At 50.5% G+C, this 26,554-nt stretch carries 28 protein-coding genes and 2 tRNA genes; 9 read left to right on the top strand and 21 right to left on the bottom strand.

The features are described 5' to 3' along the window. Positions 1–21: 21 nt before the first annotated feature. Positions 22–2,172, bottom strand: coding sequence for a YccS family putative transporter (gene yccS / locus BS639_RS00240; RefSeq protein ID WP_084981936.1), 2,151 nt, complete (start codon positions 2,170–2,172; stop codon positions 22–24). Positions 2,173–2,204: 32 nt separating this feature from the next. Further along, positions 2,205–2,666: a YccF domain-containing protein gene (locus BS639_RS00235; RefSeq protein WP_084981935.1), complete on the bottom strand. Its 462-nt coding sequence runs from the start codon at positions 2,664–2,666 to the stop codon at positions 2,205–2,207. Between the two features lie 163 nt (positions 2,667–2,829). Here BS639_RS00235 and helD point away from each other — a divergent pair, with 163 nt between their 5' ends. After that, positions 2,830–4,884, top strand: coding sequence for a DNA helicase IV (gene helD, locus BS639_RS00230; RefSeq protein ID WP_084981934.1), 2,055 nt, complete (start codon positions 2,830–2,832; stop codon positions 4,882–4,884). Positions 4,885–4,933: 49 nt separating this feature from the next. On the opposite strand, the gene BS639_RS00225 is transcribed toward helD, so the two are convergent. After that, positions 4,934–5,392: a methylglyoxal synthase gene (locus BS639_RS00225; RefSeq protein ID WP_055778050.1), complete on the bottom strand. Its 459-nt coding sequence runs from the start codon at positions 5,390–5,392 to the stop codon at positions 4,934–4,936. Between the two features lie 113 nt (positions 5,393–5,505). Next, entirely contained in the window at positions 5,506–6,165 is a 660-nt protein-coding gene (locus tag BS639_RS00220; RefSeq protein ID WP_084981933.1) for a DUF2057 family protein, read from the bottom strand. Between the two features lie 192 nt (positions 6,166–6,357). Here BS639_RS00220 and BS639_RS00215 point away from each other — a divergent pair, with 192 nt between their 5' ends. Further along, positions 6,358–6,771, top strand: coding sequence for a CoA-binding protein (locus tag BS639_RS00215; RefSeq protein ID WP_055778055.1), 414 nt, complete (start codon positions 6,358–6,360; stop codon positions 6,769–6,771). 85 nt (positions 6,772–6,856) lie between these two features. On the opposite strand, the gene hspQ is transcribed toward BS639_RS00215, so the two are convergent. Then, the gene (gene hspQ, locus BS639_RS00210; protein ID WP_055778059.1) at positions 6,857–7,192 is read right to left on the bottom strand and encodes a heat shock protein HspQ; all 336 of its coding nucleotides are present in this window, start codon (positions 7,190–7,192) and stop codon (positions 6,857–6,859) included. Between the two features lie 61 nt (positions 7,193–7,253). Further along, positions 7,254–8,447 carry a 23S rRNA (cytosine(1962)-C(5))-methyltransferase RlmI gene (gene rlmI / locus BS639_RS00205; protein ID WP_055778062.1) on the bottom strand — a complete coding sequence of 398 codons (1,194 nt, stop codon included), beginning with the start codon at positions 8,445–8,447 and terminating at the stop codon, positions 7,254–7,256. Positions 8,448–8,544: 97 nt separating this feature from the next. Between rlmI and yccX the strand changes: the two genes are divergently transcribed. Then, positions 8,545–8,823: an acylphosphatase gene (yccX, locus tag BS639_RS00200; RefSeq protein WP_084981932.1), complete on the top strand. Its 279-nt coding sequence runs from the start codon at positions 8,545–8,547 to the stop codon at positions 8,821–8,823. A gap of 38 nt (positions 8,824–8,861) precedes the next feature. Here the strand turns inward: yccX and tusE are convergent, their stop codons facing one another. Together tusE and yccA are read right to left on the bottom strand one after the other, a co-directional pair. Further along, positions 8,862–9,191 (bottom strand): sulfurtransferase TusE, encoded by a 330-nt coding sequence (tusE, locus tag BS639_RS00195; protein ID WP_055778068.1) that lies wholly within the window; start codon positions 9,189–9,191, stop codon positions 8,862–8,864. Between the two features lie 109 nt (positions 9,192–9,300). After that, entirely contained in the window at positions 9,301–9,966 is a 666-nt protein-coding gene (yccA, locus tag BS639_RS00190; RefSeq protein ID WP_055778071.1) for an FtsH protease modulator YccA, read from the bottom strand. 301 nt (positions 9,967–10,267) lie between these two features. Here yccA and BS639_RS00185 point away from each other — a divergent pair. Continuing rightward, positions 10,268–10,355 (top strand) — tRNA-Ser (locus BS639_RS00185). A gap of 428 nt (positions 10,356–10,783) precedes the next feature. Continuing rightward, positions 10,784–10,871, top strand: a tRNA-Ser gene (locus BS639_RS00180). A 153-nt stretch (positions 10,872–11,024) separates the two neighbouring features. Here the strand turns inward: BS639_RS00180 and BS639_RS00175 are convergent. Beyond that, complete coding sequence (locus BS639_RS00175) at positions 11,025–11,642, bottom strand: cupin (RefSeq protein WP_084981998.1); 618 nt, start codon at positions 11,640–11,642, stop codon at positions 11,025–11,027. Positions 11,643–11,936: 294 nt separating this feature from the next. On the opposite strand from BS639_RS00175, the gene osmE reads away from it, so the two are divergent. Then, entirely contained in the window at positions 11,937–12,269 is a 333-nt protein-coding gene (osmE, locus tag BS639_RS00170; protein WP_055778081.1) for an osmotically-inducible lipoprotein OsmE, read from the top strand. Between the two features lie 86 nt (positions 12,270–12,355). Here the strand turns inward: osmE and BS639_RS00165 are convergent, their stop codons facing one another. After that, entirely contained in the window at positions 12,356–14,083 is a 1,728-nt protein-coding gene (locus BS639_RS00165; RefSeq protein WP_055778084.1) for a potassium/proton antiporter, read from the bottom strand. 241 nt (positions 14,084–14,324) lie between these two features. Here BS639_RS00165 and BS639_RS00160 point away from each other — a divergent pair, with 241 nt between their 5' ends. Continuing rightward, positions 14,325–14,519, top strand: a complete 195-nt coding sequence (locus BS639_RS00160; protein ID WP_055778087.1) for a hypothetical protein — start codon at positions 14,325–14,327, stop codon at positions 14,517–14,519. Positions 14,520–14,680: 161 nt separating this feature from the next. Here the strand turns inward: BS639_RS00160 and rutG are convergent, their stop codons facing one another. From rutG to rutA, 7 genes are all read right to left on the bottom strand, one after another. Further along, positions 14,681–16,009 (bottom strand): pyrimidine utilization transport protein G, encoded by a 1,329-nt coding sequence (gene rutG / locus BS639_RS00155; protein WP_084981931.1) that lies wholly within the window; start codon positions 16,007–16,009, stop codon positions 14,681–14,683. Between the two features lie 58 nt (positions 16,010–16,067). Then, the gene (gene rutF / locus BS639_RS00150; RefSeq protein ID WP_055778094.1) at positions 16,068–16,592 is read right to left on the bottom strand and encodes an NADH-dependent FMN reductase RutF; all 525 of its coding nucleotides are present in this window, start codon (positions 16,590–16,592) and stop codon (positions 16,068–16,070) included. Positions 16,593–16,669: 77 nt separating this feature from the next. Then, positions 16,670–17,260 (bottom strand): malonic semialdehyde reductase, encoded by a 591-nt coding sequence (locus BS639_RS00145; RefSeq protein ID WP_084981930.1) that lies wholly within the window; start codon positions 17,258–17,260, stop codon positions 16,670–16,672. Positions 17,261–17,278: 18 nt separating this feature from the next. Then, entirely contained in the window at positions 17,279–18,088 is an 810-nt protein-coding gene (gene rutD / locus BS639_RS00140; protein ID WP_084981997.1) for a pyrimidine utilization protein D, read from the bottom strand. Between the two features lie 46 nt (positions 18,089–18,134). Then, positions 18,135–18,521, bottom strand: a complete 387-nt coding sequence (gene rutC / locus BS639_RS00135; protein WP_055778100.1) for a pyrimidine utilization protein C — start codon at positions 18,519–18,521, stop codon at positions 18,135–18,137. Between the two features lie 50 nt (positions 18,522–18,571). Beyond that, positions 18,572–19,324: a pyrimidine utilization protein B gene (gene rutB / locus BS639_RS00130; protein ID WP_084981929.1), complete on the bottom strand. Its 753-nt coding sequence runs from the start codon at positions 19,322–19,324 to the stop codon at positions 18,572–18,574. Continuing rightward, entirely contained in the window at positions 19,324–20,424 is a 1,101-nt protein-coding gene (gene rutA / locus BS639_RS00125; RefSeq protein WP_055778106.1) for a pyrimidine utilization protein A, read from the bottom strand. The genes rutB and rutA overlap by 1 nt, the downstream gene beginning before the upstream one ends. Positions 20,425–20,800: 376 nt before the next feature. Between rutA and rutR the strand changes: the two genes are divergently transcribed. Continuing rightward, positions 20,801–21,496, top strand: coding sequence for an HTH-type transcriptional regulator RutR (gene rutR / locus BS639_RS00120; protein ID WP_407690292.1), 696 nt, complete (start codon positions 20,801–20,803; stop codon positions 21,494–21,496). Between the two features lie 68 nt (positions 21,497–21,564). Here rutR and cycA read toward each other — a convergent pair whose 3' ends face one another. After that, positions 21,565–22,971, bottom strand: coding sequence for a D-serine/D-alanine/glycine transporter (gene cycA, locus BS639_RS00115; protein ID WP_084981927.1), 1,407 nt, complete (start codon positions 22,969–22,971; stop codon positions 21,565–21,567). A gap of 350 nt (positions 22,972–23,321) precedes the next feature. On the opposite strand from cycA, the gene leuA reads away from it, so the two are divergent. Further along, positions 23,322–24,989: a 2-isopropylmalate synthase gene (gene leuA / locus BS639_RS00110; RefSeq protein WP_055778115.1), complete on the top strand. Its 1,668-nt coding sequence runs from the start codon at positions 23,322–23,324 to the stop codon at positions 24,987–24,989. Between the two features lie 18 nt (positions 24,990–25,007). Here the strand turns inward: leuA and BS639_RS00105 are convergent, their stop codons facing one another. The 3 genes from BS639_RS00105 to BS639_RS00100 all read right to left on the bottom strand — a co-directional run bounded on the left by BS639_RS00105 (position 25,008) and on the right by BS639_RS00100 (position 26,382). After that, a complete protein-coding gene (locus BS639_RS00105) occupies positions 25,008–25,796 on the bottom strand; it encodes an AraC family transcriptional regulator (protein WP_055778117.1) in 789 nt (262 codons plus the stop codon). 43 nt (positions 25,797–25,839) lie between these two features. Next, complete coding sequence (locus BS639_RS24995; RefSeq protein WP_173882046.1) at positions 25,840–26,010, bottom strand: hypothetical protein; 171 nt, start codon at positions 26,008–26,010, stop codon at positions 25,840–25,842. 147 nt (positions 26,011–26,157) lie between these two features. Next, positions 26,158–26,382: a DUF2594 family protein gene (locus tag BS639_RS00100; protein ID WP_055778120.1), complete on the bottom strand. Its 225-nt coding sequence runs from the start codon at positions 26,380–26,382 to the stop codon at positions 26,158–26,160. Between the last annotated feature and the right edge of the window lie 172 nt (positions 26,383–26,554).

The following is a 26,554-nucleotide window of genomic DNA, read 5'->3' as shown; positions in this document are numbered from 1 at the left end:
TGTAGATTTACAAAAAAAGGACTATGCCGGTTTTTCTACCGAGGCAATTTTAGTGTTCAGATTCGTCAGCTCAGGCAGATGCTCCATTAATAGTCTGATTTGCTGGAGCACCAACTGCTCTTTACTGTCAGAGGCAGTGGTTTTAGCTGACATTTTATCTGACAATTGTTTGAGAAGTTGCTGTACATGTCCCGCATCATCTCGCTCATGGTGCAGCGCGGCGTCAACATAGCAGGTAGCGTCGTCAAGCAGGCTTAACGTTTCACTGTCTTGCAGTTTTTCACGATGGGCACCCAGCGCCGAAATATAGCTAAGCATCGTGTGGTTAAGGCACAGCAGACGAAACGCCGCATCTAACGTTTCACTGTCGTTGTCTTTTTCCGACGTCATATTTGATACCACTGACGCCAGTTCTGCGTCACAGTTATGCGCGTCTCTTCTGGCCAACCGGTATTCAAGACCGTTGTCCTTTCCTTGATGGTATTGAACCAAAATGGCATCGAGATAACGGCAGTTTGCGTTGAAGGTTTTACTGACCACCGTTGGCAACTGACGAAAACGCCAGTCGGGCCAGATAAAACTTACTGCAAACCAGGCAATAAAGCAGCCCAGCAGAGTATCGATAATGCGTGGAATAGCCACCTCAAAGCCTTGTCCCATCAAATTAAACAGCAGCAGCGCCAGTAGGGTGATGAACATAGTGGCCTGCGCGTACTGCACGCTGCGGAAGCTGAAAAAAAGCATTCCACAGATAACAATCAGGATCATCTGCCCTTCAAGCGAGGGGATGAAAAAGAGAATGGGGATACCCAGCGCAACGCCGGCGAGTGTACCCACTACGCGTAAGGCCAGTCGTCGCCGCGTGGCGCTATAGTTAGGTTGGCAGACAAACAGGCTGGTCAGCAAAATCCAGTAACCGTGGCTGAGGCCACTAAATTGAATGAACATGTAGCCAATTAACAGCACAATCGACATGCGAACCGCATGGCGAAACAGTGCCGATTTTGGCGTAAGATGCCTTGAAATTCGCAGCCACATATCTTGAAAGCCGCTAATTTTATCATCGGCAAAGGTTTTCTGACTTGCCGGTTCACTGTCCGAAAATGCCTGTTCTGACTCGATATTAGAAAGCTGCCCGTCAATAGCCCGCAGGTTTTTGATTAAATGCCTGAGAGCCTTTATTAATCCACTGCTCGGGTCGAGGCTGGACTGGCGATCAAGCGCCTCGCCGAGACGGACAAAGGCACGTTCGAACAAGGGGTTATGTTGGTATTTTTGCCTATACAGTATGCATTGAGAAAGCTGGTGGCAGGCACTGGACTGCATACTCATCAGCCTTTGCAGGCGGAATAAAATATCGGTGTGATGAAACACGGCACTGAGTTTTTCATACTGCACGTGTATCGAACTGGCGCGTTCGTGAATGTCCTGCGCTACGAAGTAATACTGTAGTGTGCGGCGCGTTCCTTTTTGACCTCGGTCGCCTTTCAACCTGCTTTGCAGAGCTGTCTTGGTTTCGTTCAGCGTGCTGACCAACTGGCCGTTAGCCATGGCCAGTGCGACCAGTTGCTGGCTGTTGCTGCCTTCCTGATCGGGGTCAAACATGGTGGATTTTGCATCTAAATACACGGCCAAACGCTGATAACAGCGGGAGATATGATCCTGCAGCGGGCGAATAGGTAAAACTACGTGGCCAATGAGCGTCAGGAAGTAATACCAAACGGTGCCTACCAGCAGCAGCACAGACTGTTCATACCACACCGGATAAACATTATTAATGCCCAGCATGGTATAGATGGCTATCAGCAGTGCGCCAAAGGCAATGGTGGCGTAGCGCTGACCTAACGCACCGAGCAAAATAAATCCACAGGTTGAGAGCGTCAGCCCAACGGCGAAAAGCCAGGGATAAGGGAAAAGCAGTACCACTGAAACCGACGCAACAAAAAATGAAACCAGCGTAATGACCAGGTTACGTAAGCGACCGGCAAGTCTGTCGTCCAAATCGCTCAAGCCCGCAGCGACCACCCCCAAGGTAAGCGGGATGGTCAGTTTAGGTTGGGAGAGCAGCCAGGGTGCGGCAACGGTTCCCGCGAGGGCGATAAATATTCGAATGCTGTACAGCAAATTACTGCTGTACGCATAGCGTCTCAAACCGGCTGCAATAGAAAGCACGGAAAACTCCAGCAAGAAAGTAAATTATAGGTTCAGCGGAAACGTCCGTTATTTCTTAAACGCGCAGCGCCTGCTTCTCTGGCCTGTTTGGCAAGCTCAACGGAAACGACACGTCTTCCTACCGGCCACAGTGCAATGGCGGCTATTTTAAAATTGGCGATGCCCACAGGAATACCAATGATGCTGATACATTGTGCAATGCCGATGGTAATGTGTGAAAGACACAGCCACCAGCCAAAGAAAATCAGCCAGAAAATATTCAGCAAGGTGCCGCCGCTCGAGAGCAACGCATTCTTTTTTTCAGGATATAATTCATCTACGTGTATCGCTTCATTCCCAAAGGGTAAAAAGGAAAGGCGAGTGATTTCCCAGCACGAACGGGTCAGAGGAAGGGTAAAAATCAGCACAATGCTGACCAGTGTGGCAAACAGCCAAGCTAGGGTAGTGAAGAAACCACCCAACACGAAATTAAGAATGTTCAATACAGTACGCATAAAAAGTCCCGTCTTTAATTTAAGCTTTCCAACGCCATTGCGTTACGTTTAATTCTACTCATATGTATTCTACTCCGTTTTTGGGACTGGAGCGCCACTGCCAATCACAGGTAAACTACTTTCGGGTATCGCTCATAAAATTAAAAAATCATGGCGCATTAACATGGAACTGAAATCGACATCATTTGGCAAGCATCTGGCACAGCACCCTTATAACCGGGTGCGGCTTCTGAACGCGGGGGTCGAAGTCAGCGGTGATAAACACCACTATCTTATTCCTTTTAATCAACTTATTCACATTCGCTGCAAGCGAGGCATCGTTTGGGGTGAGCTTGAGTTTGAGCTGCCGGAGCAAAAAGTTGTGCGCCTGCACGGTACCGAATGGCAGGAAACACAGCAGTTCTACCACTATTTAATGAAGGAGTGGCAGGCCTGGAGCTTAGAAATGAGTGAAGTCAGCGCTGGCGTTTTGCAGCAGCAGATTGAGAGCCTCACCCGCATCGAGCAGCAGGATGCCTGGTTTAAACGCTCTCGTTTAGCTGATGTGCAGAAGCAGATAAACAGGGCTTTTGAGGCAATCCCGGTGCCGGTTGAGCGACTTGGCGAGTTTGAAAACTGTCGTGATAATTATGAAATCTGCCTGCGTTGGCTGAAACAGGGCGCGCAGAGCGTTGATCGACGCAACCTTGACTGGACGGAACAGGTTATCGACCAGCATCGTGACTTCTTTGACAGCGTAGAGGCGACGCCGCTCAATAACAGCCAGTGTCGCGCGGTAGTTAACGGTGAAGATTCTGTTCTGGTGCTGGCGGGAGCCGGCAGCGGAAAAACGTCGGTGCTGGTGGCACGCGCCGGTTGGCTGTTGCTTCGCCAGGAAGCGTTACCTGAACAAATCCTGCTGCTGGCTTTTGGGCGTCAAGCTGCCGACGAAATGAACACCCGAATCAAAGAGCGACTGCACGCTGACGGTATAAAAGCCAAGACCTTCCACGCATTGGCCCTGCAGATAATTCAGGAAGGCAGCAAGAAAGTACCAAAAATCAGCAAGCTTGAGACAGACAGTAAGACGCGCCGCGCTCTATTAGTCAAAACCTGGCAACAGCAGTGCAGTGAGAAAAAGGCGCAGGCGAGCGGCTGGCGTCAGTGGCTTAACGATGAGCTTGAATGGGACGTACCGGAAGGTGACTATTGGAAAAACAAGGCGTTAGCCGAAAGATTGGGCAGTCGTCTCGAGCGCTGGATTGGGCTGATGCGCACTCATGGCGGCAGTCAGGCCGATATGATTGAACAAGCCTCTGAAGAGGTGCGCGATCTGTTTTCCAAACGCGTGCGTCTGATGGCGCCCTTATTGAAAGCGTGGAAAGCTAAGCTTAAAGAAGAAGACGCAGTTGATTTCTCAGGGCTTATTCACCAGGCCATCAATATTTTAGACAAGGGACGCTTTATCAGCCCGTGGAAGCACATTCTGGTTGACGAATTTCAGGATATTTCTCCCCAGCGTGCCATGTTACTTGCTGCTTTGCGTAAGCAGAACAGCCAAACCAATCTGTTTGCCGTAGGGGATGACTGGCAGGCAATTTACCGATTTAGCGGCGCCGAGCTTGGATTAACTACCGCTTTTGCCGCGAATTTTGGCGAAGGCGCGCAGTGTGCGTTAGACACTACTTATCGTTTTAACGACAGAATCGGCGAAATAGCCAACCGGTTTGTCTTGCAAAACCCCCATCAGTTGAAAAAGCCGCTTAATAGCCTGACTAAGGGCAATAAAAAAAGTGTAGTGATTTTACCTGACGATCAGCTTGAGAAGTTACTCGATAAATTAAGTGGTTTTGCCGAAGACGATGACCAAATACTGATTTTGGCCCGCTATCATCATTTGCGACCCGAGGTGCTTCAAAAGGCAGCAACGCGCTGGCCGAAATTGAACCTCGAATTTATGACTATTCACGCCAGTAAGGGACAGCAGGCGGAGTTTGTGATCATTGTGGGCCTGCATGAGGGGAACGACGGTTTCCCAGCAGCGGCGCGCGAGTCAGTGATGGAAGAGGTTTTACTGCCCGCGCCGGAGGATTTTGCCGATGCGGAAGAGCGTCGCCTGCTGTATGTGGCGATGACTCGTGCAAAACATCAGGTTTGGCTAATGCAGGACAAAAACCGTCCGTCGGTATTCGTGGAGCAGTTGGAGGCGTTAGGCGTTCCAACGCAGCGTAAGCCGTAATCTCACGATGCGTCGTCGAGTATTATCGGCGACGCATAACCGATGGGGTCTATTTCAGGCGATCTTGCAGATAACGCTGATAGTCAGGAATGCTTATCTCGACGTCTTCTTTAAACAGCGGCGACTGAATTAAAAAGTCGGCGGTTGAGCGGTTGTTGGCGACGGGAATATTCCAAACCGTTGCCAGTCGCAGCAGCGCCTTAACATCTGGGTCGTGCGGCACCGCGTTCAGGGGATCCCAGAAGAAAATCAGTACGTCTATTTTCCCTTCAGAGATTAATGCGCCCACCTGTTGATCGCCCCCCATGGGTCCACTAAGCATGCTTTTCACCGGCAAACCGGTATTTTTTTGCACCAGATTTCCGGTGGTGCCGGTTGCGTAAAGGATATGTTCGGCAAGCTGCGCCTTATTGGCATCGACCCAGCTCAAAAGACTGCTTTTACAGTGGTCGTGGGCAACTAACGCGATATGTTTTTGTTTTGTAATGATACGAGTCGTGTATTCCATCAGCCTGACCTTAAGAGGAAGTTTGGCTGATAGATTACTTAAACTCGGATTTTCAGGGAAGTACTTCGCGGGGAATTATGGCGAGATGCGCGTTATTCAATAAAATAATCAGGTTATTGTGCAGAAAACCAATGACCGGCATCGCTCGATGAACGTGGGTTATGTTGCAGCAGCGACCACAGCGAAAAAGCCTGTTGGCCCGTTGATCTTTCCATCTGTGAGAGCGTGGTGGGATCGACATTTTTGGCATTAAGCGTCATCGAGCTTTTTTCGGTCAAAGCAAATGCCGGAACAGAGGCCGTCTGACCCGACAGATTATACTGTGTCATTGCCGCTTCAAAATTTTGAACGCTTTTGATGTTTATTCCTGAAAGTCGGTCCTGACGATAATCCACCTTATTCCCTTTTTCATCTATCAGCGCGATATTCATATTCTTACTGAAATCTCGGCCTTCCTGTGCGCTGGTCAAGGCTGGAAGACTAATGCTCACCGAGTGTAAACTTTTTGCATTGAAGGCCACGATGATAGGCGGGGAATGATAGACGTTGGATGTTTCCACACTCGCCGGTAAATTTTTGGTTATTTGAAAAAGTATTTGATGCTGCCCGGCATCTAATTCCAAGCTGTCGGCACCCTTTAAAATAGGCCCCGAGACTTGCCTGCCGTCCACAACCAGGAGATCGACTTCTGGCGATAGCTTAAGGCTTAACGCATAAGCAGGCGCTATCAGGTTTGCCAAAATAATACCGGCAACCATTGAACCAAGATTCATCACTCTCTCCAAACTTCTATGACTCACAGCCTCATTATTCAATATTGCTTATAATGTGTCAAAGTTTTACAAAATGTATTTTTATTGCCGATAATAGAAACAACTTTCATCTCGGAATACGTGATGAAAATCCCGCTAAAAAAGTCAGACTGAATTACACTTAAGTCACCATTACGCAAAGGAGAGAAAGCCGTGCAAGATAGCGAAATCACTCAAATACTAAAAAAAATCAAAACAATAGCCTTAGTGGGCGCCAGTGATAATCCGTTGCGTCCGAGCTATGGCGTAATGAAATATTTACTCGACCAAGGGTATGAGGTCACTCCGGTGAGTCCGAAGCTGGCGGGACAAACCTTATTAGGGCAAACCGTTGTCGCGACGTTGGCTGATATCAAACATCCGGTGGATATGGTCGACGTGTTTCGTAATCCAGAGGCTGCTTACGGTGTGGCACAGGAGGCCATTGCTATTGGCGCTAAAACGCTGTGGCTGCAATTGGGGGTTATCAATGAGCATGCTGCCGTGTTGGCGAAAGACGCGGGAATGCACGTTGTTATGGATCGCTGCCCAAAAATTGAGATCCCGCGTCTGGGATTGTCGCATTAATACACATGATTAAGCGTGAGAACTTGCTCGCATAAGGCATAAAAAAACCGGTCACTTAGGACCGGTTTTTGCTGATTACGCAGGCTTAATTTCTAAGGCGCGGGGCCAGTAACTGACTTCGAACCGACTCGGCCAAGTCGTCCAGCGAGCTTTGTTCCGGGTGGGCAATGCGCGCTTCATGATCGATTTGAATTTCTGCCAAGTAGGTGTGTATCGGCTGACCTTCATCGTCTTCCATCACCACGTGATACCAAGGTGCGGCGCGCATTTGGTCATCGGCTTCAATTTGGTCTGCTTCAGGCTTATCGAGTGAATACTCTGCATCCACATCGATAACGACGCCAAGATAACCTAACATCCGATGGCGTACCTGTTGGCCAATGCCGTACTTGCTTGCGGTCCCATATTTGCTGGCTATCATAGCAGTCTCCTCAAAATAGTATCTTTTAAGAGATATGGGGGCAAACTCGCTCTTTTCAAGGTTAAGCAGTGACCAGGCAGGCAAAACCTTTCAAATACAAGCCTTCAGGATAAGCCCCAGTCACCGGATGGTCGGCAGCTTGGCGGAACTGTTCTACGAACTGGATCTCGCGACCCGCATCCAGTGCGGCGTCTGCCAAAATTTTCTGGAACAGGTCGGTAGAAAGCAGGCCTGAACACGAGAAACTCAGCAGAATACCGCCAGGACGCATCAGTTGGAGGGCCAACATGTTGATATCTTTATAGCCACGGCAGGCGCTGGCTAACTGGCTCTTATTTTCAACGAATTTCGGCGGATCCATAACAATCAGGTCGAATTGCTCACCCTGCGTGCGGTATTTACGCAGCAATTGGAACACGTCATCACGCACGAAGTCCACTTTCGACAGATCGAGTTTGTTAAGCTCAACGTTCTTTTTAGCGATATCCAACGCGTCCTGCGAGGTATCTACGTTGGTCACTTTTTCACAGCCGCCCATCAGTGCAGATACAGCAAACGCACCGGTGTAGGAGAAGCAATTCAGCACTTTCCGGCCAGCGGCATAGTTGCGTGCTGCCAAGCGACTGTCGCGCTGATCGAGATAGAAACCGGTTTTGTGGCCGCCTTTGATATCGACCAGCAGGCTCATGCCGTGTTCCTGAATCGGCAGCAGGTCAGGTGGAGTTTCACCTAAAACTAGCCCCTGAGTCAGTTCAAGCCCCTCTTTTTTACGGACTGCGACGTCAGAGCGATCGTAAATTGCGCATTCCGGATAGCAGTGTTGTAGTGCACTCAGTAAAGCCGCACGCTGGTATTCAGCACCGGCAGAAAGCAGCTGCAACACTAAAAAGTTTTGGAAGCGATCAATCGTGATACCCGGCAAACCGTCGGATTCTCCGGCAATCAGACGATAACCATCCAAGCCGTCGCGCTTTGCCAGCCAGTCGCGCCAGATTTGTGCCTGCTGTAGACGGTGGATAAAGAAATCGATATCGATAGCTTCGTCTTGCTTAAAGCTCCAGACGCGCGCCCGGATTTGCGAGTCAGGAGAATAGGCCGCGGTAGCCAGCCATTTTCCCTGGTTGTCTACAATATCAATAGTATCGCCGGAAAGCGGCTTACCTTCGACGCGTAATACAGCTCCGGAAAATACCCACGGGTGGCGACGAAGAAGTGATTTTTCACGGCCTTTGGCCAGATACAAACGTGCAGTCATATAATTAGGTTCTGTCAGTCTGGAGACAAAAAAGAGCGACATTGTCCGAGCAAGAGAATGAGATTGCAATGAATCAAATCGCTATGAGGAGATAATTATGTCAAAAACCAGTATAGCCGCTTACGTCTATGGCCGAGTGCAAGGCGTGGGCTTTCGGTTTGCCACTCAGCAACAGGCCAACGGACTGGGATTAACAGGCTACGCGAAGAACCTCGACGACGGCGGCGTAGAGATTATCGCCTGTGGCGAACAGCATAACATCGATCTACTGCTCGACTGGCTCAGACAGGGCGGACCGAAATACGCCCGAGTTGACCGCGTGCTGACCGAGCCAAAAACCTTGACGGACTACGATGACTTTAGCATCCGTCACTGAGCAAGCTAAAACACCGCCAACGGCGGCTTGTAAGCTGTTTAAATACATTTAACCGGTTTAGGCAGTCCAGCTATTTTTGTGGCCTGCTTGGCGGGGCCTTCTGGAAAAAGGCGATAGAGATAACGGCTGTTGCCTTTTTCTTCACCATATTTTTTTGCCATCGCCTTAACCAGCATGCGGATCGCCGGAGAGGTATTAAATTCCAGATAAAAGTCACGCACAAATTTTACCACTTCCCAATGCGCGTCAGTCAGGGTGATACCCTCTTGCGCAGCCAGTATCGGAGCCAGCGCCTCGTGCCACTGCGCACTGTTTTTTAGGTAACCTTTGGCATCGGTTTCAATAACCTGGCCGTTAAACTCCAACATATAACCTCAAAAATCTTAAAAGCAGGGCGCAAGTTTAGCAAAAAAGGGCCTGCTGCCAAACAAAAAGCCCCGCTAAAAGCAGGGCTCAAATGGCATTCAACTTATTGCATCAGTTACTGCGTGATGACAGACCCAAAATGCTCAGCAGGCTGACGAATACGTTATACAGTGAAACGTAAAGGCTAACGGTGGCGCGAATATAGTTGGTTTCGCCGCCGTGAATAATGTTGCTGGTTTCCCACAAAATGGCGCCTGCGGAGAACAGGATAAACAGGCAGCTAATGGCCAGCGACAGCGCCGGGATCTGCAGGAACAGGTTGGCAATGACCGCGACAAGCAGCACCACAAAACCTGCCATCATCATGCCTGAAAGGAACGACATATCCTTACGCGTGGTGAGCACGTAGGCAGAACAGCAGAAGAACACCAGCGCCGTACCGCCCAATGCCAGCATGATGATGTCGCCCGCGCCCGCGGCCAGCAGTGAACTCAGCAACGGCCCAAGGGTGTACCCCATAAATCCGGTCAATGCGAAGGTGCAAAGGATACCGGCAGGGCGGTCGGCCATGCGGTAGGTCAGGAACATTAACCCATAAAAACCAACCAGGGTTATCAGCATTCCGGGTGACGGTAATCTAAGAACGGTGCTTGCCGTGGCGGTTACAGCAGAAACAGCCAGCGTCAGCGCCAGCATTAAATAAGTGTTACGCAGCACTCGATGCGTGCTTAGCAGCGAGCCCGCGCGTGAAGAAGAAGAGGCAACGATACGATCCATTTTTATAATCTCGCTTATCGACAAAAAGTGAAGTCGGTGAAAAAGCATTCAGTCTAGGATAATAGATAGTTGCTGAGGGTGATTAAAGGGGGTTTACCCTTCTTTACCACCTCAACCGCTTCTTTACCCAAAATGAATGAGAAGAACAGAGATAAGATGAATTTTTAGACTAAGACCTTAGAGGATTGGCAAAAAACGTCGATTAAAACACCACTTAAGCAACGAGCGGCTATTTTTGCCGCAAATGAATAAAATCAGGCTTTACAACTCGCAGGGCTATGTTTATAGTGCGTTCCGTTGCGGAGGGGTGGCCGAGCGGCTGAAGGCACCGGTCTTGAAAACCGGCGATGGGAAACCATTCGAGAGTTCGAATCTCTCCTCCTCCGCCATAAACAACACAAGAAAGCTGCTAAGCAATTAGCGGCTTTTTTTGTATCCAAAATTTGAGGTCCTGAGCCCGTAATGAAAAACCAGCCGGTTGGCTGGCTTTCAATAGATACTGAAGCACCTCAATTCACGCCTAACACCCAATCGGTGGGAATGAACGCTCATCATTGAGCGGCATCTTCCATTCTGCCGTCGAAACCTCAAGCGTGACCAACATTTCCTTTTACCCCTATTGATAGGTTCATCAGCGCGGATAAATTAGCGGCCCATTTCTTGCTATTTTTTCAGCATCTTTTGCCTGTAAAACCGGCAATATCAGCAAGGGGGGGGTTATTACTAAAAAAAATCGAATATATGCCGGTTTTTCAAGCAAATGAACAATGCTAGGCTTTACATCCTCATTCCCAATGTTTATAGTGCGTTCCGTTGCGGAGGGGTGGCCGAGCGGCTGAAGGCACCGGTCTTGAAAACCGGCGATGGGAAACCATTCGAGAGTTCGAATCTCTCCTCCTCCGCCATAAACAACAGAAGAAAAGCTGCTAAGCAATTAGCGGCTTTTTTTTCGTCTGCATTTTATCTCGATGCATTTCTGAACGTGTCAGCGGGTAGCGTTTCGCTTTATAAGCGGATTGAATTTATAAACGAGCTGAATGCTGCTGCCAGTTTGTCGACTACTTCTTGCTGTTATCAGATGCCTGACGCCATAACAGCATGCTGCCTTCGGAGTGACCGGTAACGGGGTCCGTCTCCGGCAGTGGAACTTTTGCTACGGCTTTGGTGCGGATTGCCAGTTTGGCGACGTCGTCGTGACACAAATCGGCAGTCACGTTTGGCGGATAAGCCCCGACCATCATAAAATTCTCGTCAGCCGAAACCTGCTTGTGGCCCACTCCAGCAGGCAGCAGTAATACATCTCCCACATTGACCTGAATAATATTGCCTTTCTCGCCGCCCAACTGCAGCTTGGCCGAGCCTGCGAATACGCCCAGCGCCTCAGGGGTATTACTGTGAAAATGCGTGAAGGGGTAAACGCCGTAGCGCCATTGGGGTGGCCAGCCGTTGGTGGTAAAGAGATGCTCGAGATAATCGGCATTGTCTACGGCTTCGGGGGCAATAACGTGATGATAAATCAGTACCGGTAAAGGACTATTGGGCACGCCGCCGTCCGGTTTAGTTATGTACAGAGTCTCCATAGCCACCTCTCTTGGCTCTGCAATACTCCAACGCGACAGCGCCATTAAAGGGACTAAACTGAGAAGAGTACAAAAGCGACGTCGATCCAGCTGCATTGGCACGGCTCCCTGTCTGCGAGGATAATTAAAAAAACTGCCATTTCTGATGAGTGAAATTTCATCAGTCAGCATGAATCTCAATAGCTTACCTTCATCAGGTATAGAACAAAATCCGGCGAATATCACGAAAAATTAGCAGGCACATTGAGGTTTTTTTAGCGTTAGAAGGCATAGATTTATCAGAAAAAACCGAAATATGGCCAAAATCAACAAATAAAAGTATTACAAATTTGATTAAGGACCATTTTCTTCTACCTTTAAAGGACATAAAGTACTTCTGGAGGAGAAGTCATGAATAAGAAAATGTTGATTATGGTTGCTACAGCGGTTTCAGTGCTTGCGGGTTGTCAGACTTATGACCGCGCGGCAAGCTATGTTAAAGAGCCTGTCGTGAGCGACGTTAAGGTCGGGATGACAAGAGCGCAGGTACGTGCGATTGCTGGTCCACCATCAACCGAAGCGACCCTAATCCACGCGAAGGGTACTTGTCAGACTTATGCCGTTGCTCCACGTGATGGCAAAGTACAGACCTACTTCGTGAGCTATAACGACACCGGTCATGTAATGAATAAAGGTTATCAGACCTGTTCTGACTACGATAAAGACCCACAGTCAGGTAGCTAATCGCTAAATTATCGCCTGTCTTGCAAAGAAAAACCTGCCACAAGGCAGGTTTTTTTATGTTTTTTATTCAGTGTGATAATCAGTCTTTAAGCCTGTTGGGTGACAATGCGTACCCCAACTTTGCTTACCCGCTTACCTTCCATTTCTGCAATGGTCCATGTCAGACCGTCCCACTCGATGTGGTCACCGATTACCGGCTCTCCGCCCAAAAGCTGAATGACAAAGTGGCCAAGCGAAAGCGTTTTATCGATTGCCTCATCCAGATTTAAGCCATAAAGCTGAGAAATTGCCTCCAATGGCGCATCGGCTTCCAAAATAAAATCGCCGAAGAATCGGTCATCTATGACCACTGCATTGGTATCGCTGAACAGTTTGCCTAGCTCCGGTAAATCTTTCTCTTGGCCGATTACGCAAAGAATATCACCCTCTTTAAGGCGTGTGCTGCCGGTCGGATGCAGCATCACGGTACCGCGGAACAGGGCGGTAATACGCGTTTCTTTCGGCATTTTAAGGTCACGCAACGCGGCTCCCACACACCATTTTTCCGAGCCCAGCTGATAAATAAAGTGCTCCCACTGGGTGTAAATGTCGATGTCGAGTCCGACGCGAGAAATAGGCGCGGGTGCTGGCGGAATAATGACCTTGGCTTTTTTAGCCGCGAAGCCGAGCGAGGTTCCCTGAAGTAGCAGTGAAACCAGCACGATAAAGAATGCAACGTTGAAATAAAGATGCGCTTGTGGGAGGCCGGCCATCATCGGAAACACCGCCAGAATGATCGGCACCGCGCCACGTAGGCCGACCCACGAGATAAAAAATCTTTCCCGCAGGGTGAAATTTTTGAACGGTAACAGGCCAACAAACACGGAGAGCGGGCGGGCAAAAAGAATCATCCACAGCGAGAGCGCCAGCGCGGAAATCGCAATCGGCAGCAGGTCGCTTGGCGTCAGTAAAAGCCCCAGCACCAAGAACATGGCTATCTGACTCAGCCAGGCCAGTCCGTCAAAGGTTTGCATTATGCCGTGTTTGTTACGTACAGGAAGGTTGCCCAGCATTAAGCCGCAAAGATACACCGCTAAAATTCCACTGCCGTCGAGCGCAACGGTGGCGGCATACACCAGCAGTCCGCCGCTGAAAGCCAGCAGCGGATAGAGTCCCGTAGGCAAGGTGACACGGTTTATTAGCTGCTGTAACAACCAGCCGCCGCCCAGTCCGAAGGCTATGCCGAGGCCAAACTGGCGTACAACGTCAACCAGGAACATCCAGCTCAGTCCGTGTTCACCCTTGGCTATCATGTCGATTAAGGTAATGGTCAGGAATACCGCCATCGGGTCATTGCTGCCTGATTCAATTTCAAGCGTCGCGCTCACACGCTCGTTGAGACCCTTGCCTCCGATGAGCGAAAATACGGCGGCGGCATCCGTCGAGCCGATAATGGCGCCAATAAGCAGGCCCTGCATGAGATTAATGTGAAAAAGCCAGGCCGCTGCCAGCCCGGTGAGGCCCGCGGTAATCAGCACGCCGACGGTGGCCAGAGAAAGGGCGGGCCATAATGCTACGCGAAATGAAGAGGCGCGGGTGCGCATTCCGCCATCAAGTAAAATCACCGCCAGCGCCAGGTTGCTCACCAGATAAGCCGCGGGATAGTTATCAAAGGCGATACCGCCGATGCCGTCAACGCCGGCCAGCATGCCAATAGCCAAAAAGATGACCAGAATGGGGATCCCGAGGCGGGAAGAAAGCGAGCTAAGCAGAATACTCGCTGCTACCAACAGTGCGCCAATAAAAAAAAGTGTGTTGATAGTACTCGCATCCAATTTGTCGTTCTCCTGTGAATATTGCGGCGATAATGCAGTAACTGTGCCAATTACTAGATGATTAATTTAACAGGAATTAGTGTCGGGCGCTGACTAAAATTTGGATTTTTATTGGGCGATTAGTGAGTCTTATAACCCACGAAGTGATATCAATTTTTACTCATTGACCCCAGCGTGTTGAGCCACGAATGCTGTACAAAAGCTATGCTTATAGTTTCCTAAACTGAAAAAGGATACCGGCATGGCACAGTTTACTGGCATACATCGCGAAATTTTGCAGGATGGCACCATAAAACACGTTTTAGTACGCGACGAGCAGGGTAACGAACAAGTTAAAGCGGCCAAGGATTATATTTCCGAGGGCATCAGTCCGCCGTTGGACGACCTGCCTGAAGTAGGCACCGATTCTGAGTTTCCGCAAGATGCGAAGGGCTAACCCTTGTGTTGTTTTGCACGAATCTTGGTGTGTGTATGCCATTGAAACTGAGGATAATAGTGGGGGATTAAAAGAAAAAAACCAGCGGTTAAATCGGACGGGTGGACCGAATAACCGCTGGCGATCATCAAAGTTGATGAGCTAAGGAGAAACTGAGGTCGTCAGTTATCTTTTAATGCAGTATCTGTGCCAATAACGCCAATTTTTCTATTTTTGAGCAGTGCGTTGAGCAAAATTGCGCCGAAGGTTGCCGTGCCGATACCGCCCATAGTGAAACCGCCAAAAGTCAGCGAAAAGTTGCCAGCCCCCAGTACAAGGGTCACCGCGACCATAATCAGGTTGCCGTTCTGGTTCAAATCCACATTGTTCTGTAGCCAAATACGCGCGCCTGCCACTGCAATCAGACCGAACACTACGATGGATGCACCGCCTAATACCGGACCTGGAATAGTGTGGATCAATGCACCAAATTTGGGAGAGAAGCCCAACAGAATAGCAAACACTGCTGCTGCCACGAAAATCAGCGTCGAATAGATTTTTGTTACCGCCATTACGCCGATATTTTCAGCGTAAGTCGTCACCCCCGTGCCGCCCGCCGAGGCCGAAAGCATGGTTGCTAAACCGTCACCCACAAATGCGCGACCAAGAAAAGGGTCGAGATTTTTACCGGTCATTCCCGCTACAGCTTTAATATGGCCCAGGTTTTCAGCGATTAAAATCACCGCGACCGGCGCAATCAATATCATCGCGTGGCTGTCAAACACCGGCGCGGTGAAGCTTGGCATACCCAGCCAGGCCGCAGTAGCGATGCCGCTGAAGTCGACTGGTTTGCCTAATCCCAGCACGTTAGTAATGATAAAATAGATAACGTAGGCCGCAATAAGTCCCAACAGCAGCATCAACCTCTGCATCAGTCCACGGGTAAAGACCGCTACGCCGCCGATACACAGCACGGTGACCACCGCCATCCAGCTGTTAAACATCGAAGATGACACGCTGCCTACCGCAATCGGTGCCAAATTGAGGCCAATCGCCATCACCACCGCACCTGTGACTACCGGAGGCATAAGTTTTTCTATCCAGCGGGTACCGATAGCCATGACCACAAAGCCAACCAGCGTATACAGCGCACCGCAGGCGATAATGCCGCCCAATGCGAGGGCTATATTCGGATTGGGGCCGTGACCGCTGTAGCCAGTAACCGCAATCACCAAACCCACAAATGAGGCGCTCGACCCCAAATAACTCGGTACACGACCGCCGACGATAATAAAGAACAACAGGGTGCCAATGCCGGACATCAAAATCGACATATTGGCATCAAAACCCATCAGCAAGGGCATTAACACTGTAGCGCCAAACATCGCCACCACGTGCTGTAATCCCATGATAAGCGTTGATCCTAAAGGTAAGCGCTCGTCTGGTGCTATCACTGCACCTTCCAGACTGCCCGTTCGTTTACGCCACTGAGGAAACCAAGTATTCGCCATCATCTTCTCCACGTCTTGTTGCTATCTATAAGATAAAAACAGGGGAATGGCCTGAATATCAGACCGGTGCTTGTTGACGTATCAGAGGGTGATAGCGTCGGTCAAAATAGACCAATCCATGGCTGTCATCGCTGCGTAAAATATCAATAACTTCACAAAATAAAACATCGTGCGTGCCGATGCGGGTTACCTGACTAATGCGGCAGTCGAACGAGGTCAGTGCGCCTTGTAACGCGGGAGAGCCGGTAGCCATCGCGACCCATTCTGCCGCCGCAAAGCGCGTTTCCATTGGCGTTTTGCCGCCAAAGAGGTTGGAGAGTGACTCGTGACAGTCCGAAAGCGTGTTAACACACAGCACCTGATTTTGCTGAAAAACCGGATAAACCGAAGCAGAACGGTTCAGGCAAACCAGCAGCGTTGGCGGCGAGTCTGTCACGCTGCACACTGCCGAGGCGGTAAAACCGGCCCGACCTGCGACACCGTCGGTAGTAATAATGTTCACCGCCGAGCCAAGGTGTGCCATGGCGTCGCGAAACGCCTGTTTTTCAACGCCGGCCAGCTCGGCCAACGGCAAGTCTTTCATCTGTTTTGACTCTTTTATGGGCGTAGGATTTTGATTTTGCATAGGTCAGGTTAACTCCGCTGTTCAGACACGATGGGTCAGATAATCTGACACACCCGCTCAAAGTCGAGACGCGGCGAGCGCGGATAAACCTTGCTGCTGTCGCCATAGCCGATATTTAGCAAGAAATTGGCTTTCCAACCGCTTGCCGCCAAGAAGGATGCGTTGACTTTACCTTGGTCAAAGCCTGACATCGGGCCGGTATCAAGTCCCAGCGAACGCAGGGCGAGGATCAGATAAGCTGCCTGTAAACTGGCATTACGAAATGCTGTTTCGTGCGCCAACTCTGGGCTTGAGGTGAACCATGAACGCGCATCGCCGTGCAGATACAGCTCGGGAAGAAGGTCATAAAATGCCGGATCGTAGGCCAAAATAGCGGTGACAGGCGCGCTCATGGTTTTTTGCAGATTGCCGCTCGATAGCGCTGGCGCCAGTTTTTCTTTCGCCTCTTTACTGCGGATAAACACCACGCGCAGCGGGCAACAGTTAGCCGAGGTTGGCCCCATGCGCGCCAAATCGTAGGCCTGCTTTAGCAGTTCGTCGCTGACCGGTGTGTCCTGCCAGCCGTTGTGAGTGCGCGCCTCGGTAAAGAGGGTGGCGAGTGCGCTATCGATTAATGCTTCGGCCATACATAATATCTCCGTTGATTAATGAGTGTCGTTGGCTGCCGGCGCCTGTGGGGCAAAGCGCAGCAGCCATTGTTCAAGAATAGGGTTAAAGGTTGTGCTGTCCGTCACACTCATGGCATGCCCGCCGTAAGCCATTTGTACGTGTTCGCCGTGTGGAAGATTTTCTGCCAGCGCGGTCGAGCAGTGCCACGGCACCAGCAGGTCATCTTTGCAACCAAAAGCCAGCGTAGGCGTATAAATGCTGCTCAGAATGTCGCTGAGATCCGAAGCCATCAGGGCCTGAAGTCGATTGATCAAGTTTTCCATGCCCTGGAAGTGGGCAACCTGATGCTGCTGCTCCTGCTGCAATAAATCAGAATGTGCCGACAGCCAGTCTGCGGGGTATAAAAACAGCGGCTGCGCCTGCACGTAGGCCTCAACGCCGCTGTTAAGCAGGAGATTTTGACGCACGTTAAAGCAGCGGCGAGTCTGACTGTCGAGCACTGTCCAGCCGTTGATGACCACCAGGCTTTCAAGCAGCGCTGGATAACGCTTGGCCAGATGCAGGCCAATAATACCGCCGAGCGCATGGCCAATCAGATGGCAGCGGTCAATCTCCAGCGAGTTGAGTAGGCCTGCCAACTCATCGGCCATGTCCTCCATGCGATAGCCTGAGGTAATCACGCCCTGACTGCCGCCGGTCCCGTATTGATCGTAGACCACTACGCGGAAATACTTTTCCAGCATCGCCATCTGCGGTTGCCAAAAACTGTGCACGCCACCAAGGCCTGACGAGAGCACGACGGTTTGCGCCGTCGGCGACGTATTACCCGATATTTTGCAGTACAAGGTGCTTTTACTCATGCTTATTCCACTCGATTCGTTGTACGCGTGGCTATTTTCCCACGTGCGCGATAGAGGCGATTTCGACTAAAGCCTCTGGTTTCACCAGGCCACACTGAATACAGAAACGCGCCGGTTTTTCACCCGGAAAATATTCAGCATAAACTTGGTTAATCGCAGCGTAGTTGCTCCAGTCAGTAATGAAAATCGAGTTAAAGGTGACGTCATCCATTGTGCCGCCCGCAGTTTCAATCACCTTTTTAATGGTTTCTAAAACGTGGCGGGTTTGCGCGGCGGCGTCTCCTGGAAACACCACGTTGTTCTCTTTATCAAACGGTAGCGTGCCAGAAACGTAAACGATGCCGTCGGCCATTGTGCCGGGAACGAAAGGCGCGATAGGGACGCCGGTGCCTTCGGGGATGATAATGCTTTTTGGCATGGTGCTTATCCTTGGTAAATAAAACAATCAGTTCGATAAAGGCGACGTTACTAGGTTGTCTGACTCAGTTTTTCGCTGCTTTTCGCTACGGTATTGCAGAAGTTATCGACGTTAGATACCCAGCCAAAGAAAGTTTCAATATTGTAAATTGCCGCTTTCTGCACAAATTCAGGACCGGCCTGATGGGTTGCGTCTTCAAGTACTACGCTGAAGTACTCGAGGAAGAAGCCATCGCGCAGGGTTGACTCCACGCAGACATTAGTGGCGATGCCGGTAAACACCAGGTGATGAATGCCATAGCTGCGCAACAGGCTATCAAGTTGGGTATTAAAGAAGCCGCTGTAGCGCGGTTTTGGCAGCACGATGTCACCAGGCTGTGGCTGCAGTTCGTCGACCAGGTCATAGTCCCAATCGCCTTTTGCCAACAGTTTTCCCATCAGCTCAGGGCGTTTGCGCATCGTCTTCAACGCATTGGATTTATGGAAATTAGGTGAGCCTTCACCGCCGGCCTCAACGTACTGATTGTCCCAACCATTCTGGAAGAAAATGACTTTTATACCCGCCGAACGCGCGGCAGCAATGGCGCGTTTGATGTTGGTGATGACCGGCCCAGTGTGTGACACGTCAAAGCCCGCGAGATCCAGGTAGCCGCCCGGAGAGGCGTAGGCGTTCTGCATATCAATCACAATCAGCGCGGTCTGCTGCGGAGAAAATGCCAGTGATTCGGGGCGAGCCGGTAAAATCACTTCACTGTCAACGGAGCCTGGATCACGACGCACGACGGAGTTTTCAACAATTTTCATTACGCGACCTCTTTTTCAGCGGATGTTTCATTGAACAGATATTGACGGGTTTTCATGAGTGGCTGAATAAACTGACCAAAGTTTTCAATGCCCTGAACGAAATCGTCGAAGGTCAGCAATACGCCCTCGGTGCCGGGAACGGTGTCAATTTCGTCGAGCATTTTTGCCACACTGGCGTAGGAACCGACCAAAGTACCCATGTTGATATTGACCGCCGACGTTGGGTCTGCCATCTGGCGCACGTTGGTGTCTGACCCGGATTTAGTGTCCTTGCTGCTTTGATCGGTAAGCCAGGCGAGGGCTTCACTGTCTGCTCCGGCCTTGTAATAATCCCATTTGGCGCGGGCGGCGGCGTCAGTTTCGTCGGCAATGACCATAAACAGCACGTAGGAGGCGACGTCGCGTTTTTCAGCTTCGGCAGCCGTTTTCATTCGCGCAGAGGTTGGGGCAAAGGCTGTGGGAGTATTTACGCCCTTGCCAAAGCAGAAGTTGTAATCGGCGTATTTGGCAGAGAAGCTCATGCCTGCATCACTTTGGCCAGCGCAGATCACTTTCATTTCGGCTTTAGGACGCGGGCTGACGCGGCAGTCGTCCATCTTGAAGAATTCGCCCTGCATATCGCAGTGACCGGTGCCCCACAGGTCGCGCAGTACGGTGACGTATTCGGTCAGGTAGTCATAGCGGCGGCTAAAATAGTCATCGCCCGGCCACATGCCCATTTGCTCGTATTCGGGCTTTTGCCAGCCGGTCACCACGTTTACGCCAAATCGGCCGTTGGAAATTGAATCAATGGTCGCAGCCATACGCGCCACTATCGCCGGTGGCATGACGAGCGTTGCGGCGGTGGCGTAGAGCTGAATCTTGGAGGTCACGGCAGCCAGTCCGGCCATCAGCGTGAACGACTCCATGTTGTGCTCCCAGAATTCCGTTTTACCGCCAAATCCGCGTAACTTAATCATTGAAAGCGCAAAATCAAAATTGTAGTGCTCGGCCTTCTGCACAATGGTTTTGTTCAGCTCAAAGGTCGGCTGATACTGTGGTGCGTTTTCAGAAATCAACCAACCATTGTTACCGATAGGAATGAAGACACCGATTTTCATAGCACACCTCATAATTGAATAAGACCTTTACCGACTTTGACACTCGCGTAAAACACGCAATGTCCTGGGTCAAAGCAGCGCCGCTTGAGTGCATCCTGCGGGTTCCAAATTGCGCTACGCTGTTTGACGCGTTACAGAATTGTTTGCAAACTCGATGCCAGTTTTTTAATTTTCTTATTTATCAATGTATTGAGTAATAAGTTGAAAGTTTTGTAGAGCAAATGGTCAAAAGTGGACCATTTGGTAAAAAATAACTGCACACAAAACGAACATGATTGAGCGAAAATGGTGCGCAAATGTTAATTCTTGCTCAAAGCATAGGGGCAATAGTCACAGGAGCAGTGGCTGGTCGTAGTCGGGATGGGACACATTTGTTATGCTTCACGAAAGCAATGCTTACAGGAAGAGGGTGAAGCCATTGGCAGCTGATGGAGCTACCGGCAGTAAAAAGCCGCCGACGAGGCGTTCGCGAGCCGTTGCGGCTAAGCGCAGTAACATTATGAGCGCCGCGCTGGAGTTTTTTTCTCTCTACGGTATGCACGGCACCAGTCTGGATCAGGTAGCCGAGCGGGCAGACGTATCTAAAACCAATCTGCTTTACTACTTTCCATCGAAAGAAGAACTCTACGTGGCGGTGCTGAAGGATTTACTGGATATTTGGCTGGAGCCGCTCAAGGCGCTGAATGCTGAACAGCAGCCGATGGAAGCCATTAAGCAGTACATCTATCTCAAGCTTTGTGTTTCACGCGACCATCCGCAGGCTTCGCGACTGTTCTGCCTGGAGATGTTGCAGGGGGCGCCATTGTTAAAACAGGTCTTAAGCACGCATCTTAAGCAACTGGTGGACGAAAAGTCTGACATTATTCGCGAGTGGGTGCAGGCAGGCCAAATTGCGCCGATTGAACCCCTGCATTTGTTGTTTATTCTTTGGGCGACCACGCAGCACTATGCTGATTTTGGCGTGCAGATTGAGGCCATCAGCGGCCAAACGTTGAATGATGACGCATTCTTCGAACAGGCGGTTGCCAACATTCAACACATTATCGCCCAAGGTATCAGGCCTGTGGGGTGAGCTGATTACAGCGCAAAAAAATGCCCATGCAGGTTAACCGCATGGGCATTTTTATTATGCAGATAGGGCTATTTTGTCTTCTGCTGAGTTCTGTTACGGATCCAGTAGCCGATACCCAAGACCACGAACCACAGCGGTGTGACCATTAGCGCCTGACGGGTATCATCCTGCAAGGTTAACAGCACCAGAACAAAGGCGAAGAACGCCATGCACACCCAGCACATCACAATACCCAATGGCATTTTGTATTCAGAGGTGGCGTGCAGCTGGGGCCGTTTACGCCGATAGACCAGGTACGAGCAGAGAATAATGGTCCACACGAACATGAACAAAATCGCCGACACGGTGGTGACTAACGTAAATACCGTCACCACGTTGGGGATCAGATAAATCAAAACGACGCCAGACAGTAGGCAAATACAGGAGAAAATCAGCCCGTTTGACGGTACCGCGCGCGAAGAGAGTTTGCCAAATGCTTTGGGTGCCATGCCGTCTTGGCCTAAACCAAACAGCATGCGGCTGGTGGAGAAGATCCCGCTGTTGGCGGACGAGGCGGCAGACGTCAGTACCACAAAGTTGATGATACTGGCCGCAGCCGGGAGGCCCGCAAGCACAAACAGCTCAACGAATGGACTTCTGTCGGCGGCCACGGTGTTCCACGGCGTGACGCACATAATGGCAATCAACGCAAAAACGTAGAACATGATGATGCGGATAGGAATGGCGTTAATCGCCCGCGGCAGGGACTTCTTCGGATCTTTGGTTTCCGCCGCCGTGGTGCCGACCAGCTCAATGCCGACGAAGGCAAAAATGGCTATCTGGAAACCGGCGAAGAAGCCGCTGATGCCTTTAGGGAAGAATCCACCGTTGTCCCACAGGTTGCTGAAGTCCGCCACCGAGCCCGCGGGTGTTTGGTAATGCATTAATACCATCACCAGGCCGGTGATAATGAGGCCAACGATGGCCACAATTTTGATCATCGCGAACCAAAACTCGGTTTCGCCGAACATTTTTACCGTCGCCAAATTCAAGCCAAAAAGAATCAGCACGAAAATCAGCGACGCGACCCACTGTGAAAGTCCGGGGAACCAGAACTGAGAATAAGAGGTGACGGCGACCACGTCAGCGATGCCGGTCACAATCCAGCAGAACCAATAAGTCCAGCCGGTGAAATAGCCAGCCCACGGGCCCAGAAGATCGGCGGCAAAATCACTAAAAGATTTATATTCGAGGTTTGACAGCAGCAGTTCGCCCATCGCACGCATGACGAAAAACAGCATAAAACCGATAATCATGTACACGAAGATGATCGACGGTCCGGCGAGGCTGATGGTTTTGCCTGACCCCATAAACAGGCCGGTGCCGATGGCACCCCCGATGGCGATCAGCTGGATATGACGGTTTGTGAGATTTCTGCGCAGGTGACCGGGGGAATCATTCCCAGATTGTGCGATGGTTTTAGTATCGTGTGGCATAGGTTATTTCTTCCTGTCATGTATGGAATAAGGGCTCTATCTGGCTCTTTTCTCAATTTTAATATTATGGGCGCTCTGCCGCGTGAGGATGAACTGCATTCGGGCAGACTGGCCTCATAATAATGTTAAATTCCAGCGAATTATAACGTCGTAGGTAAATAATCTAACAGCAAATGTACCTTTATTTTTACAGTTTGAGTCCAACGGTTGCATTAATCCTCCCTAATTAGCAGCATTTTGTCCGTTATGCACGGGTGTATGTCGTTTAGTGAGGCGCAGCTCAGAGAACATTGCGCCATAATTAAGTCAGGCAGCGGAATTTGGTCCGTGCCGACGAATGGAGAAAAACTATGTTAGCCGACCCGTCGCAGAAGTATGTTGCATTCCCCACCGTGGATTTACCCGATCGTCAGTGGCCGGGAAAAACGCTCACGAAGGTGCCGCAATGGTGTTCAAGCGATCTACGGGACGGTAACCAATCGCTTGCCGAGCCAATGGACAATCAGCGCAAACGTCTGTTTTTCGACCTGTTGCTGCGCTGTGGCTTCAAGCAGATTGAAGTGGCTTTCCCTTCGGCGTCGCAAACCGATTTCGATTTTGTTCGCGGCTTGATTAACGACAAAGCCATACCTGAAGACGTGCATATCCAGGTTTTGACCCAGTCACGCAGTGATTTGATCGAGCGCACCTTTGAGTCGCTGATCGACGTTCCACGCGCCATCGTGCATTTATATAACGCCACATCGCCGATTTTCCGCGACGTGGTATTTAACCAAGACAAAGCGGCCACGCTGGAACTGGCCGTGCGCGGTGCGAAACAGATCCGTCAGCTTTGTGAAAAATATCCGCAAACTAAATGGACCTTTGAGTATTCGCCGGAAACCTTTTGCTTTACCGAGCTGGAGTTTTCATTGGAGGTGTGTGAAGCCGTAGCGGCAGTGTGGGAGCCGTGCGCCGAGCGTCCTATGATTTTGAACCTGCCCGCAACGGTCGAAGTCAGCACGCCTAACGTTTACGCCGATCAGATTGAATGGTTCTGCCGCCATTTCAGCCGTCGTGACCAGGTTTCAATCAGCGTGCATCCGCACAATGACCGCGGAACCGGCGTGGCCTGCGCAGAATTGGCGATGATGGCCGGTGCCGACCGCGTTGAAGGCTGTCTGTTTGGTAACGGTGAGCGAACTGGCAACGTCGATTTAGTGACGCTGGCGTTGAATTTCTATACTCAGGGGATTTCACCGGGACTGGACTTCAGTGATTTGAAAGGCGTGGTTGAAACCGTGGAGCAGTGTAACCAGTTGCCGGTACATCCTCGCCATCCTTACGCCGGTGAGCTGGTATTCACTGCCTTTTCCGGCTCGCATCAGGATGCTATCAAAAAGGGCTTTGCTGCACAGAAGCAGCGCGAAGGTCAACATTGGCAGGTTCCTTACCTGCCGCTAGACCCCGCCGACGTTGGTTGCAGCTACGAAGCGGTTATCCGCGTCAACAGTCAGTCAGGAAAAAGCGGTGCCGCATGGCTGCTTGAGCAAAATCACGGCTTGAAAATGCCGCGTGGCCTGCAAATAGAGTTCAGCAAAGCGGTGCAGAAAGAGACCGACAGCAGCGGTAAAGAAATGAGCACCAGCGACGTGTGGCGTCTGTTCCGCCAGCGCTATGGTCTGGTTGATCAACCGGCCATGAAATTGCTGAGCTATGATATTCGCAGCGACGAAAATAATCTGCGCCACTTCAGCGCGAAGGTGAATTATCAAGGGCAGGAACTGGCACTTAACGGCAGTGGCAACGGGCTGCTTTCTTCCGCAGTTGACGCTCTGCATCGTAGCTTTGATCTGATGTTGGAAATTGGTGACTATGACGAACATACGTTGGGGCATCAGAGCCACAGTCGTGCTGTAGCCTATGTAAGCTGCCAGCGGCCACACGGGGAACGTGTTTATGGCGTCGGGATTGACAGTGACGTGTCCAGTGCATCTTTGCAGGCGCTATTCAACGCCAGTGCCCAATTGCTGGTGTAGATGACTCAGGTATAACATTTAGAGAACGGCTGAGGCGTCCGCCAAACGGGCCGCAGGATTGAAATATTCGCTGGGTGAAACACCCAGCGTTCTGCGAAACATGGCACTAAACGCGCTGGGACTGTCATAACCCAGCTCCAGCGCAACATCAATAACCGACTGTCCCATCGCCAGTGCGTTCATTGCTGCCAGAATTTTCGCCCGCCTTACCCAATCACTAAAACGTAGCCCGGTCTCTCGTTGAAAACGACGGGACAGCGTTCTGCCGCTGATCGCCATATTGGCGGCTATTTCTTCCAGTTCCCAGGCAGCAGAAAAATCCGCACGGATCCGCTGGCAAAGCGTAAGCAGCTGTGGGTCACTGGGTTCGGGAAGGTGTAGCGGTAAAATAGGCAGTAAGCGTAGCTCATCCAGAATAAGCTCAATGATTCGCTCGTCGCGTCCGCCTACGGCATAGTTGGCCGGTACGCTAAAGGAGGCGAGGATCAGTTCGCGCAGCAGCGGAGAAATCTGAACCACCTGACACTGGGCGGGCAGGTCGGCGCGCGCCAAAGAGTCAACAAACAGGGTTCTTGCCTGAACGCCGCCGATAAAGCGTAGACTGTGGGTCACGTTAGCAGGAAGCCACACGCCGCGACCGGGTGGCACCATCCACACGCCGTGTTGGGTTGAAACCTGAACCACGCCCGAGAGAGCATGGATTAGCTGGGAGCAGCTGTGACTGTGCGGGGGCTCACAATCACCGTGTTGATAGTCAACAGCAATAGCGGCAAGCGATTGATTTCCAGCTAATATATTGTCATGCATGGCGAAGATAACATCCAAAAAACGGTTTTAAGAGATGATTCGTCTAGGCGTGAGGATTCTTTTTTGCCTTCTCGGCGGCCATTCTCGCCTCTTCCGCAAGTCGATTAAGCTCTTCTTCTGTCAACTGTTCAGCCACTTTGTGCAACTTTGCCAATCCATCACTGACGTGAACATCATCAGCTTTTGTTTTGTTTTCGCTGTTTTTTTCACTCATGGGATACACCTTGAAGCAGATTAACGGTTCTTTATTTTAGCAGATTTAATCTAAACCCACGTGGGCTAAAAAAAGAGAGCCATTTTGGGCTCTCTTGATCTTTCGGCTTCATCAAAACATGGACCCGAGATGGCGTCATACTTATCGTTATTGACGATATCCAAATTTGATTTGTTGCAGGGTGTTATTGAAAATCTCTGCCTGTTGAGGGTCTTCAATCTGAGCAATAAATTTTTCAAGATTCAGAACGACTTTACCTGCGTCTGCTTGACCAATTGCCTTAAGCATCAGTGTCAGAGTCGCTTTAAGACAGGCAACCTCTGTTGCCAGGGTTTCAACGCTGGCCTCGGTGTTAAAATTGCATGTGCTCATTATAATCTCCTTAAAAAAAACCAACCGCCTGTATGCGGTCGGATAGCGCGTTCAATAACTTCACAGCCTCTATAAAGGAAGGCTGCTGAAAATGTGGCGCTATACTAGCACATTCCTCTGTGACGCTGGGAGACGGCAGTTGTGCAACTCTTGCTATAAGGTCAAAGTTTTA

Origin of the sequence: Rouxiella silvae (assembly GCF_002093625.1) — a bacterium.
In the GTDB taxonomy this organism is placed as follows: domain Bacteria; phylum Pseudomonadota; class Gammaproteobacteria; order Enterobacterales; family Enterobacteriaceae; genus Rouxiella; species Rouxiella silvae.
The sequence above is the reverse complement of the archived record's forward strand: the minus strand, read 5'-3'. Positions and strand labels throughout refer to the sequence as shown.